This is a genomic window from Sedimentitalea sediminis, from assembly GCF_042687825.1.
Taxonomy (GTDB): Bacteria; Pseudomonadota; Alphaproteobacteria; order Rhodobacterales; family Rhodobacteraceae; genus Sedimentitalea.
The window spans coordinates 246,521-258,748 of sequence record NZ_JBHUQE010000002.1 but is presented as its reverse complement, the minus strand read 5'-3'; the positions used below and the strand labels follow the sequence as shown (position 1 = coordinate 258,748).

10 protein-coding genes are annotated in these 12,228 nt (G+C 64.7%); 5 read left to right on the top strand and 5 right to left on the bottom strand.

The annotated features are described in order from the left end of the window. Positions 1-13: 13 nt before the first annotated feature. Entirely contained in the window at positions 14-505 is a 492-nt protein-coding gene (locus ACFMPD_RS02980) for a component of SufBCD complex (RefSeq protein ID WP_380991640.1), read from the bottom strand. Between the two features lie 154 nt (positions 506-659). Between ACFMPD_RS02980 and hemB the strand changes: the two genes are divergently transcribed. From hemB to ACFMPD_RS02965, 3 genes are all read left to right on the top strand, one after another. Beyond that, positions 660-1,658 carry a porphobilinogen synthase gene (gene hemB / locus ACFMPD_RS02975; protein ID WP_380991638.1) on the top strand — a complete coding sequence of 333 codons (999 nt, stop codon included), beginning with the start codon at positions 660-662 and terminating at the stop codon, positions 1,656-1,658. A gap of 249 nt (positions 1,659-1,907) precedes the next feature. Further along, positions 1,908-3,527: a M10 family metallopeptidase C-terminal domain-containing protein gene (locus tag ACFMPD_RS02970; protein WP_380991636.1), complete on the top strand. Its 1,620-nt coding sequence runs from the start codon at positions 1,908-1,910 to the stop codon at positions 3,525-3,527. A 173-nt stretch (positions 3,528-3,700) separates the two neighbouring features. Beyond that, on the top strand, positions 3,701-4,279 hold the full coding sequence (locus tag ACFMPD_RS02965) for a lipid-binding SYLF domain-containing protein (RefSeq protein WP_380991634.1): 579 nt from the start codon (positions 3,701-3,703) through the stop codon (positions 4,277-4,279). A gap of 92 nt (positions 4,280-4,371) precedes the next feature. Here ACFMPD_RS02965 and ACFMPD_RS02960 read toward each other — a convergent pair whose 3' ends face one another. Next, positions 4,372-5,244 (bottom strand): NAD(P)-dependent oxidoreductase, encoded by an 873-nt coding sequence (locus ACFMPD_RS02960; protein ID WP_380991632.1) that lies wholly within the window; start codon positions 5,242-5,244, stop codon positions 4,372-4,374. 114 nt (positions 5,245-5,358) lie between these two features. On the opposite strand from ACFMPD_RS02960, the gene ACFMPD_RS02955 reads away from it, so the two are divergent. Further along, positions 5,359-7,833 carry a penicillin acylase family protein gene (locus ACFMPD_RS02955; RefSeq protein WP_380991630.1) on the top strand — a complete coding sequence of 825 codons (2,475 nt, stop codon included), beginning with the start codon at positions 5,359-5,361 and terminating at the stop codon, positions 7,831-7,833. A gap of 4 nt (positions 7,834-7,837) precedes the next feature. Further along, positions 7,838-9,016 carry a cation:proton antiporter gene (locus tag ACFMPD_RS02950; protein WP_380991628.1) on the top strand — a complete coding sequence of 393 codons (1,179 nt, stop codon included), beginning with the start codon at positions 7,838-7,840 and terminating at the stop codon, positions 9,014-9,016. A gap of 34 nt (positions 9,017-9,050) precedes the next feature. Here ACFMPD_RS02950 and hflX read toward each other — a convergent pair whose 3' ends face one another. The 3 genes from hflX to ACFMPD_RS02935 all read right to left on the bottom strand — a co-directional run bounded on the left by hflX (position 9,051) and on the right by ACFMPD_RS02935 (position 12,226). After that, positions 9,051-10,322 carry a GTPase HflX gene (gene hflX, locus ACFMPD_RS02945; RefSeq protein WP_380991626.1) on the bottom strand — a complete coding sequence of 424 codons (1,272 nt, stop codon included), beginning with the start codon at positions 10,320-10,322 and terminating at the stop codon, positions 9,051-9,053. Beyond that, on the bottom strand, positions 10,322-10,561 hold the full coding sequence (gene hfq / locus ACFMPD_RS02940) for an RNA chaperone Hfq (RefSeq protein WP_284484793.1): 240 nt from the start codon (positions 10,559-10,561) through the stop codon (positions 10,322-10,324). The genes hflX and hfq overlap by 1 nt, the downstream gene beginning before the upstream one ends. A gap of 129 nt (positions 10,562-10,690) precedes the next feature. Beyond that, positions 10,691-12,226, bottom strand: a complete 1,536-nt coding sequence (locus ACFMPD_RS02935) for a TrkH family potassium uptake protein (protein WP_380991623.1) — start codon at positions 12,224-12,226, stop codon at positions 10,691-10,693. Positions 12,227-12,228 lie beyond the last annotated feature (2 nt).

Below are 12,228 nucleotides of genomic sequence, written 5' to 3'. Positions count from 1 at the left end.
TGTGGCATCGGGCTCAGCCGCCCAGAACGCCGATGGTCAGGTTCTGATACATGCCCCACAGGGCGGTGACAAAGATCGAAGCCGTGCCGATCATCTGGGTGAACAGGCGGTGCCGCGCCAGCCGCTTGTGCAGCAGTTCCCCGGTCGCGCCTTCGGTCTCGATCAGCTTCGCGGTGGACAGGCTGAGCGCGCCGACGATCGACAGCGGAAAGGCCAGCAGCAACAGCGCCTGAGCGAACTCGATGCCGTACCAGATCGCCAGCACGAACAGGCTGGACAGCAGGAAACAGCTGATCCCCAGCAGCCACAGGCCGGACACCCGGCCGATATAAAGCAGCCGGTTGACGTTGATGCGGATCATGTCCTCGAGGTCGATCTCGGCCTGTCCGCCAACCCGCCGGGCGCGCAGCACCATGTCATAGGGCACGCCCAGCACCCAATGGCTGGCCGAGGACCAGGCCACGGCCAGGGCAATCCAGTACCACAGGTTCGAGAAGGACCGCATGTCGATCAGCTCGAAAACAGAATTGTACCAATTCAAACGTTCTGCCCTTTTCCGTCGGCGTTTCCGATCTCTCGCCGGATCATTCCCCGCGATGCCCTTGAAGAGGCCGGTTTTCCATGCCACCCAATGGCGGATTGTTCAAGGAGCCCCTGCGATGAAACCCACGGTTGCCCCCTTTCCCGCGACGCGCTTGCGGCGCACCCGCCAGTCGCCCGCGATCCGCGGACTGGTGCGGCAGAACGTGCTGACGGTCGACGATCTGATCTGGCCGGTCTTCGTGCGCAGCGGCACCGGGATCGAGGAACCGGTGCCCTCGATGCCCGGCGTGATGCGGCGCAGCGTCGACAAGCTGGTCGAGGCGGCGCGCGAGGCCGCCGACCTGGGCATTCCGGCGATCTGCATCTTTCCCTACACCGCGCTGGAGGAACGCACCGAGGATTGCGCCGGAGCCTGGGACCCCGAGAACAACGCCAACCGCGCCATCCGCGCCATCAAGGCCGCGGTGCCGGACCTGGCCATCATGACCGACGTGGCGCTGGATACCTACAATATTCACGGCCATGACGGCTTTGTCGTGGACGGCGAAATCGTCAACGACCCCACCGTCGAGGCGCTGGTCAAGATGACCCTGGCGCAGGCCGAGGCCGGGGCCGACATCATCGGACCAAGCGACATGATGGACGGGCGTATCGGCGCGATGCGCCGCGCCCTGGAAGAGGCCGGCCACCAGAACGTGATGATCCTGAGCTATGCCGCGAAATACGCCAGCGCCTTTTACGGACCGTTCCGCGACGCGGTCGGCGCCAGCGCGGCGCTGACCGGTGACAAGAAGACTTATCAGATGGACCCGGCCAATGCCCGCGAGGCGCTGCGCCTGATCGAACGCGACCTGCGCGAAGGTGCGGACATGGTGATGGTCAAGCCCGGCTTGCCCTATCTGGACATCTGCCGGCAGGTCAAGGACACCTTTGGCGCGCCGACCTTCGCCTATCAGGTCAGCGGCGAATACGCGATGATCCGGGCGGCGGCGCAACAGGGCTGGATCGACGGCGACCGGGTGATGATGGAAAGCCTGCTGGCATTCAAACGCGCCGGCTGTGACGGCATTCTGACCTATTTCGCTCCGGACGCCGCACGGCTGTTGCGCGGCTAGCCGGCCGGCACCGCGCGCCGCCGGTTTTACGCGCGACACATGCCGGGTTTGCCTGACGGACGATTTTTGTTAACCTTTTGCTGGCATCACGGGATGCCCGGTCCCGGGTCGCGTCGGTTTTATACGGCCGGAAACAGACCGGGCGAATGGCGGCTGGCGACCGGATTCTTTCTGGCCCGGCTGCGCGGTGCGGCGCGTATCCCGACCGCATCACTGTGACGGTATGAATGTATATGGGAGGTTACCCCAATGAGCGGAACGGGAAAGTCCACGATATTAATCAGTGCGTCTGGAAACGCGCGAATCGACGGCATTCTCTCGGACCGGATCTGGAACGATGCCACGCTCTATTTCAATGCACCTGGCAGTTCCTCGGTCTATGGGGCGGGCTATGCCTCGGACGAACATCTGGGATTCCTGCAGGCCACCGCAGCGATGACCGACCTGGTGCGCCTGTCGCTGGATGTGCAGGCCGGTATCGCCGCCGATGACGGCTTTTCGGTCGAGGGGTTTACCGCTCTGAACATTGTCGAGAACAGCTCGGCCACCCCGCATATTCGCGTCGCCCAGACCAGCGCCGATCCGTACAGCTATGGCACCGCCTGGGGCTATTATCCTTCGACCGGGCGCGCCGGGGGCGATGTCTGGTTCAGCACGGTCAGCCAAGACTATACCACGCCGACCCCGGGCGGCTATGCCGGCCACGCGGTGACGCACGAACTTGGCCATGCGCTGGGGCTGGAACACGGCCACGATTCCAGCACCTTTGGCAGCCTGCCCGCGGCCTATGACGCAATGGAATATTCCGCGATGACCTACCGGCCCTATCAGAATGCGTCGGCCGGTCCCTACACGAACGAGACCTGGGGTTATTCGCAAAGCTGGATGATGCAGGACATCGCGGCGCTGCAATACATGTATGGCGCCAATTTCACCGTCAACAGCGGCGACACGGTCTATGCCTGGGCCCCGGGATCGGGTCAGACCCTGGTCAATGGCGGGGTCGGCATCGCGCCCGGCGGCAATCGCATCTTTGCCACGATCTGGGATGGCGGCGGCACCGACACCTACGATCTCAGCGCCTATTCCGCCGATCTGGACATCGATCTGGCGCCGGGCGAATCCTCGTCTTTCGGCTCGGCCCAACTGGCGCGGCTGGGGTCGGGCATCTACGCCAGCGGCAATATCTACAATGCGCTGCAATATCAGGGCGACAGCCGGTCGCTGATCGAGAACGCGATCGGCGGGTCGGGCGATGACAGCCTGTCGGGCAATCAGGCCGACAACCGGCTTTCAGGCGGCAACGGTCTGGACACCCTGCTGGGACTGGGCGGCGACGACACGTTGCTGGGTCAGGGCGGCAAGGACGTGCTGCGCGGCGGCGCGGGCATCGACCGGCTGATCGCCGGCAATGGCAACGACCGGATGTTCGGCAACAATGGCAACGACACGCTCAAGGGCGGCGGCGGTGCTGACCGGCTGCTGGGCGGGGGCGGCGACGACCGGATATTGGGCGGTGGCGGCGAGGATCTGCTGATCGGGGGCGGTGGACTGGACCGGTTGACCGGAGAGGCCGGCGCCGACATTTTCTGTTTCGAGCAAGTCTCGGACAGCCCGACCTCGGGGGCACCGGACACGATCCTGGATTTTCAGACCGGCATCGACCAGATCGACCTGTCGGGGCTGACCGGGCCGTCCATCGTCTTTCGCGGGTTTGCCGGCTTTACCGGCAGCGGCCCCAGCCTGATTCTGCGCCAGGTGGCGGGCGAAACCCGGGTATTGGTCGATATCGGCGGCGACGCGGTGGCCGACCTGCGCATCGATCTGGCCGGGCTGCTGACACCGGACGCCGGAGACTTTCTGCTGTAACGCACAACCGGGCCGTGAATTTGCGCGACCCGGGCGGATTGCCCAGCAATTTGTCGCCCAATCGCGCCGCTTGCCGCGTGACACTGCGCCATTTCAGGCGTATATATTGTGGCAAGGCCGGTCAAAACGGCCATATCAGGCGCAATTTACAGGCAGACAATCACATGAGCAGCATGACGAACAGACCCATGTCCCGCCCGCTGAGCCGGCGCGGATTCACCCTATATGCCCTGGCCGGTCTGACCGTGACCGCCGCCTGCGGCAACGGCGTCGGCAGTGCCGGCGCGGCGACCATCGACGCCCGCGTGGATGCCACGCTGAACCAGATGTACAGCCAGTTCCCCAACACCGTCGATCTGGCCGGCAAATCCACCGGCATGCTGGTGATGCCGCTGGTCACCGAGGCCGGGTTCGGCTTTGGCGGCGGTTATGGCCGGGGCGCGCTGCGCGTCAACGGCGTCACGGTGGATTATTACTCGAACACCAAGGCCAGCGCAGGCTTTCAGATCGGCGCCAAACAATATGCACATGTGTTGTTCTTCATGACCAATGACGCGCTCGAAGGATTCCGGCGCTCGAACGGATGGACCGCCGGTGCCGATCTCGACTATGTGCTGACCGATCGCGGTGACTCGGTCTCGGCAGACACCAACACCCTGCGCGCACCGATCCTGGCGGCGATCTTCGGACAGGCCGGCCTGTATGCCGGGGCCTCGCTGGAAGGCGCGAAATACACCCGCATCATTCCCTGATCGCCCGGCTGCCTCCGGGGTAACGGCCCGCGCTGCGACGCGGGCCCTCTTGGTTCAGGGTAATTTCGACGATCCTTTGCCCGGGGCCGCCCTCAGCCCATCGCGCGCAGACGCTTGAACAGGCTTGAGGTGTCCCAGCGCCCGCCGCCCAGCTTTTGCACGTCCTTGTAGAACTGATCGACCAGCGCGGTTACCGGCAGGCTGGCGCCGGTCTCGTCGGCAGTGTCCAGGCAGATACCCAGGTCCTTGCGCATCCAGTCCACCGCGAACCCGTGTTCAAAATGATCGTCCAGCATGGTCTCATAGCGGTTCTGCATCTGCCAGCTGCCCGCCGCCCCCTGGCTGATCACCTCGACCACCGCGCGCCCGTCCAGACCGGCCTTTTCGGCGAAATGCAGCGCTTCGGACAGACCCTGGACCAGCCCGGCAATGGCGATCTGGTTACACATCTTGGTCATCTGCCCGGCGCCGCTGTCGCCGATGCGGCGGCAGATGCGGGCATAGGTTGCGATGATCGGCTCGGCGCGCTCATAGGCGCCGGAATCGCCCCCGCACATGACCGAAAGAACGCCGTTCTCGGCACCGGCCTGCCCGCCCGAGATCGGCGCGTCGACGAAACTGATCCGGGCCTTGTCAGCCGCCTGGTACAGCTCGCGCGTGACCTTGGCCGACACCGTGGTGTGGTCGACGAAAACCGCTCCGTCCGGCATTCCGGCAAAGGCGCCGTCCTCTCCCAGACAGACGCTGCGCAGATCATCGTCATTGCCGACACAGGCCATCACGAATTCCGCGTTCTCGGCTGCGGCACGCGGTGTTGCGGCATGCTCGCCGCCATGCTGTGCCACCCAGTCGCGGGCCCTGGCCCCGGTGCGATTATAGACCGTCACGTCATGCCCGGCGGCCTGCAAGTGCCCAGCCATTGGATATCCCATGACCCCAAGACCCAAAAACGCCAGTTTCGCCATGTGCTTTCCCTCCGCGCGCGCATAAAATAGACTGGAGGTCTTGGTAGCAGGCATTCCCGCCGGAAAAAATCATCAATTGCCCGGAAACTTTCACGGCGCAAACAGAGGGCCAGTATGGGTATCGTGTTTCGTTGGTTGCTGCGATTTGCCGTCGGGCTGATCGCGCTAATCGTGCTGGCTGTCGGGCTTGTCTATTACCTGGCCAGCCAATCGCTGCCGGATTACGATCAGACTGTGCGGGTCCAGGGGCTGAGCGCGCCGGTCGAGATCGTGCGCGACAATGCCAACGTGCCGCATATCCTTGGCGAAACCGACGCGGACGTGTTCTTTGCCCTGGGCTATGCCCATGCTCAGGACCGGCTGTGGCAGATGACCATGCTGCGGCGCACCGCGCAGGGCCGGCTGTCCGAGATTTTCGGCGCGCGCACGGTTCCTATCGACAAGCTGCTGCGCCGGCTCGATCTGTATCGGCTGGCCGCGCGGTCGGTCCAGGTACAGGACGCGCCGGCGCAACAGGCGCTGACCGCCTATGCCGCCGGGGTCAATGCCCGGCTGGCCGAAATCAACCAAAAAGCGTTGGGACGCGGCGCCCCGGAAATGTTCCTGTTCAACGCCCCGGTGGCCCCCTGGTCGCCGGCGGATTCCATCGTGATCATCAAGCTGATGGCCTTGCGCCTGACCGATCAGCTGCCCGGCGAAGTGCTGCGGGCCCGCGTGTCGCTGCAACTGGAGGATCAGGCGCGACTGGTTGATATCCTGCCCGACGCCCCCGGTCCCGGTATCGCGGCGCTGCCGGAATATGCCAGCCTGGTGCCCCGCCTGCCCCGCCAGGCGGCCATGACCGGGCCAATGATGCGCGACGATCCCCTTTCGCCCTTTCCCAGGCTCGGCCTGGCCGGTGCCAGCAACGCCTGGACAGCGGCACCGTCGCGGTCGGCCGCTGGCGGCACCTTGTTGGCAAACGATCCGCATCTGGGCCTCTCGGCCCCGTCGATCTGGTATCTGGCGCGGCTGGAACTGGCCAGCGGCGGCGTCATCGGCGGCACCATTCCCGGTCTGCCAGTGGTGCTGACCGGGCGCAGCGCCGACCTGGGCTGGGGGCTGACGTCGCCCCATGTCGACGATCAGGACGTGTTTATCGAACAGCTGAACCCGGACAATCCCGAGGAATACCTGACGCCCGATGGCTACAAGGCCTTTGAAAGGCGCGCCTCGATCATCGAGATCAAGGACGCAACGCCGATTACCCTGACCCTGCGCTGGACCGAAAACGGCCCGGTCCTGCCGGGCAGCCATTACGGTCTGGGCCAGGTCACGCCGCCAGGCCATGTCGCGTCGCTGAGTTGGACCGCGCTGAGTCCGAACGACACATCGCTGTCAGCGGCGATCGCGCTGATGGGGGCAAAATCGGTGCAAGAGGCGATCGAGATCGGCGCCGGGTTCGTGGCGCCGCCGCAAAACCTGTCGCTGGTCGATCAGGACACCATTGCACTGAAGCTGATCGGCGCGGTGCCCCGTCGCGATCCCCGCCACCAGAGCCAGGGGCGGATGCCCGCGCAGGGCTGGCGGCCCGAAAACCGCTGGCAGGGCCGCGCCGACTACGCGGACAATCCCGAATTCGTCGCCCCCGATGGCGGCATTCTGGGCAATACCAACAACAAGCTGGTGGACCGGCCCTTTCCAGACCATGTCGCGTTTTCCTGGGGCGACACGCAGCGGGTGAACCGCTGGCGCAAGCTGATGCAGTCCCGGCAGGTCCATACCCGTGACAGCTTTATCGAGGCACAGCTTGATCCCGTCAGCTTTACGGCCCGTTCGCTGCTGCCGCTGATCGGTGCCGATCTGTGGTTCACCGGCGAATCCGCCCCCGAAGGCACTCCCGAGCGCCAGCGCCAGATCGCCCTGTCGCTGCTGGCCGACTGGAACGGAGAGATGAATGAACACCTGCCCGAACCGCTGATCTATGCCGCCTGGCTGCGTGCCCTGCAGGATCGGCTGATCCGCGACGATCTGGGGCCGCTGGCGGATGAATTCACCCATGTCGAACCGCTGTTCATCGAACGTGTCTACCGCGATATCGACGGGGCCAGCATCTGGTGCGACGTGCGCCAGAGCGCGCCGGTCGAAACCTGCACCGACATGGCCCGGCTGGCCCTGGACGATGCACTGATCTGGATCGGCGAAACCTATGGTACAGCGCTGGAAAGCCTGCGCTGGGGCGATGCCCACCAGGCCCGCCACGATCATCCGGTTCTGGGGGATGTTCCGGTGCTGCGCTATTTCGTCAACATCCATCAGTCCACCAGCGGCGGCGACAACACACTGATGCGCGGCATGACCTCGGGCCAGGATCCGGCGCCGTTCGACAACATTCATGGCGCCGGCTATCGCGGGGTCTATGATTTCGCCGACCCGGATAGTTCGGTCTTTGTGACCTCGACCGGTCAATCCGGGCATTTCCTGTCACGCCACTATGACGATCTGGCGCAACTCTGGCGGCGCGGCGAGTACATTCCCATGTCGCTGGATCAGGGGCTGGCGCGGGCTGCCGCAGTTGGCGTCACACAGCTGATCCCGGCGGGGAACTGAGCCGATGCATGACACCGCCATCGGATTGATCGCATTGGGCGCCCTGTTTCTGCTGGGTCTGGTCGCCGACCAGGCCGGCCGCCGCACCCGCCTGCCCCGTGTGACGCTGCTGTTGGGTTGCGGGCTGGCCGCCGGCAGCGCCGGGCTGGACCTGATTCCGACGATGATCTCGGACCTTTACCCGCTGGTTTCGATCATCGCGCTGAGCATGCTGGCCTTTCTGCTGGGCAGCGCGCTGTCGCTGAAAACCCTGCGCGCCCATGGCGCGGCCATCCTGCTGATCTCGCTGGCGGTGATTGCGGTGACACTGGCCGTCGTGTCGCTGGGGCTGGCGGCGTTGGGACTGCCGCTGGCCGCTGCTTTGGTGCTGGGGGCGATCGCGACCGCGACCGATCCGGCGGCAACCTACGACGTGCTGCGCGAAACCGGTATCGACAACGGCTTCACCCGCACCCTCAAGGGCATCGTGGCCATCGACGATGCCTGGGGGCTGATCGCATTCAGTCTGGTGATGGTGCTGGTGCAGATCTGGCTGGGCAACGGCACCGATAACGGCATTCTCATCAAGACCGTCAAAGAAATCCTGGGCTCGCTGGCACTGGGGCTGGTGATCGGTCTGCCCGCAGCCTATCTGACCGGACGCCTGTCAGACGGCGAGCCACTGCGCATCGAGGCGCTGGGGCTGGTCTTTCTGACCGCCGGCCTGTCGATATGGCTGGACCTGTCCTATCTGATCAGCGGCATGACCGTGGGCGCGATTATCGTCAACCTGGCGCGCCACCATACCAAGGCCTTCCACGAGATCGAGTATATCCAATGGCCGTTCATGGTGATCTTTTTCCTGCTCGCCGGGGCGACGCTGGATCTGGGGGCGCTGCTGTCCATCGGTCCCTTTGGCGCCGCCTATGTGGTGCTGCGCAGTCTGGCCCGGATACTGGGCGGCTGGCTGGGCGGCACGCTGGCCCGCGTTGCGCCCGATCAGCGCCCCTGGTTCGGCCCTGCGCTGCTGCCCCAGGCCGGGGTGGCGATCGGCATGGCTCTCATCGCCGCGGAATACCTGCCCGAACATGGCCCGTTCATCATGGCTCTGACCATCGGGGCGACCGTTGTGTTCGAACTGATCGGGCCGCTGGCCACCGGCCACGCGATCCGGCGCAATGCCGCCCCAGAGGCCAAAGGCTGAGCCGGATTTGCCCCTTTTCCCGTTCCCGGAGCGCCTATAGCGCGTCGTACTGGGCGTGCTGTTTCGGCGTCCAGAGAACGGTAATGTCAAACCCGTCCTCGGTCTGGACTTCGGACTGCACCAGATCCTGCTGGAACAGCCAGGCCCGGCGTTTGCCCTCGGAAAAACCCAGATGCAACTGCGCCTCGGACCGCACGCCCTGCAGCGTCTCGGCGACGGCGGCCAGCAGATCGGCGATACCGTCCCCGGACAGCGCCGATATGGCAAAGACCGCCTCGTCGCGCGCGGCGCGCGCCAGCATGGCCTGCCGTGCCTCGGCGTCCAGCAGGTCGAGCTTGTTCCAAACCTGCAGCTGCGGCCGGTCCTCACCGACTCCCAGAGCGGTCAGGATCGCCGCGACATCGCGGGCCTGGGCCTCGGTGTCGGCATGGCTGATATCGCGCACATGCACGATCAGATCGGCCCCCAGCACTTCTTCGAGCGTGGCGCGAAACGCCGCCACCAGTTCGGTCGGCAGATCGCTGATAAACCCCACCGTGTCCGACAGGATCACCTCGGGGCCGTCGGGCAGCTGCACCCGCCGCATCGTCGGGTCCAGTGTCGCGAACAGCATGTCCTTGGCCATGACCTCGGCCCCGGTCAGGCGATTGAACAACGTGGACTTTCCGGCATTGGTATAGCCCACCAGCGCGACGATCGGATAGGGCACCTTGGCCCGCGCGGCGCGGTGCAGCGTGCGGGTCTTGACCACCTTGTCCAGCTGCCGGCGCAGCCGCACCAGTTGTTCGTCGATGGCACGCCGGTCGGCCTCGATCTGGGTTTCGCCGGGACCGCCGACAAAACCCAGCCCGCCGCGCTGGCGCTCCAGGTGGGTCCAGGCCCGCACCAGCCGGGTGCGCTGATAGGACAGCGCCGCCATCTCGACCTGCAGCACACCCTCGCGGGTGCGCGCGCGATCCGAGAATATCTCCAGGATCAGGCCGGTCCGGTCCAGCAGCTTGACGTTCCAGGCCTTTTCCAGATTGCGCTGCTGCACCGGGCTGACCTGTCCGTCGATCAGAACCAGTTCGACCTCATTCGCGCGGAACAGTTCGGCCAGTTCATCGATCTTGCCCGAACCGAACAGCATGCCGGCATGCGGGCGCGGCAGACGCACAGTTTGCGCGTCGATGACCTCGAGATCCGGCAAAGCCGCAGCCAGGGCAACGGCCTCCTGCAAGGCCGGCTCGGCCGGACGGCGATCAGGATCCGATTTGATATCGGGATGCAGCACCCAGGCACGGGTGCGGCGCTGGTCATGCTCCATCAAGTGGCGTCTTCGCCCTCGTACAGGTTAATCGGCTGCGACGGCATGATGGTCGAAATCGCATGTTTGTACACAAGCTGGGACTGACCATCGCGGCGCAACAGCACACAGAAGTTGTCGAACCAGGTTATGACACCCTGCAATTTCACGCCATTGATCAAAAAGATCGTGACCGGGACCTTGGTCTTGCGGACGTGGTTCAGAAATGCGTCCTGAAGATTCTGTCTGTCAGATGCCATTATTTCAAATTCTCACCGTTGTTCTTGCCAATTAATGTGCTTTGCTACGCCCCTGATGCACAAGTATGTCGCGCCGCGCCAAGAACTTCCACCCAAAAACGTTCCTTACGGATGCTTGTTTGCACCTGCTCACCGATTGCGCCAGAGATCCGGCGTGAACAGCGCGATGATGGCCAGCGTTTCCAGACGGCCCAGTACCATGGCCGCGCATAGAACGGTCTTGGCCGCATCGCTCAGTTCGACCAGCCGGATCGGGGTTTCGGCCGCCACATGGATGACAGGGCCGGTGGTGGACAGGCTGGCGATGCTCAGCACGATGGCATGGTCAAACGATACCCCAAGCGCGGCCAGGGCCAAGCTGATCATCGCCAGAGACATGGCAAACAGCATGAAGAACACCCAGGCGATAAAGGCGCCATCGCGCTGGATGCGCTGGCTGCCCTTGATGCTGCTGACCGAGGAGGGATGCACCAGGCGCTGCATCTCGCGCAGCCCGTTCAGATACAGCGCATAGACCCTGAGCAGCTTGACCCCGCCGGCGGTGGTGGCGACGCCGCCGCCGATCACCGCCAGCCCCATCAGGATCAGACCCGGCGTGCCCAGACCGGACCATTGCTGGGCCTCGTCCCAATCCGCGCTTTCAAAACCGGTGGTGGTGAGAAACGACATCACGGTGAACATCGCCCCCCAAAAGGCATGCAGAGCCTGCACAAAGCTCTCTCCGGCCCCGACCTCGAGCGAGGCCAGCCAGTGACGCAGGAACAGCAATGACGGCAGACCGACGATCAGCAAGAGCGCGGTGCGGAACTCGGGGTCGCGGTCCAGCCGCGCGGCGCTGACCATCGAGGTGTCGCTGGAAAACGTCAGGCGCGACAGGGCAAAGAACATGAACAGGAACAGCAGGGCTTCGCCGGCAATACCGGCGCTGGCGCCGTTCATCCCGCCGACCGGCGAGATGCCCGAGGTCGCCATCACCGACATGGCATGGCACAGAGCGGTCAGCGAGGCCTCGCCGCTGATCAGCAACAGCACCCACAGGATCATGGTCAGACCGGCGTAGATCGGCGCCAGCGCGACGGTGATGCGCAACAGGCGTTTGCGCGGTTCGGCGCGCTGCATGGCGCCGGCACCAATGGCGTCGCGCCCGGGCTGACCGCGCGCGGTGACTTCGAACCCGCCCAGCGACAGCGGCGCCAGGATCGCCGAGGCGGCAATCCACATCAGCAGCCCGCCCATCCAGCCGACCTGGGCCCGCCACAGATGCAGCGACGGAGACAGACGACCGGGGTCATCAAACAGGTCTGCTCCGGTGGTCGTGATGGCGCTGACCATATCGAAATAGGCGTTCAGAAACCGCGTGTTCTGCAATGCTTCATGCATGGGAATCGCCAGAAAGACCGGCAGAATGGCATAGGCAAAGAGCAGGGACAGCAATTGCCCCAGGGTGCCGAAGCGCGGCCGGCGCCCGCCCAGGGACATCGCAATCAGGGTCACGATGATCAACCCCAGCAACCCGGAATAGAAAAAGGATTGCGACGCGGGGTGATTGTTGCGCACCAGCGCGTAAGAGGCCGGCACGAACATCGATGCCGCCGCGATGCCCCAGATCAGCAGGGACATCGGCAAGCGCATGAAAATTCCGGTGCTGGTCTGTTCGGCCTGCATGA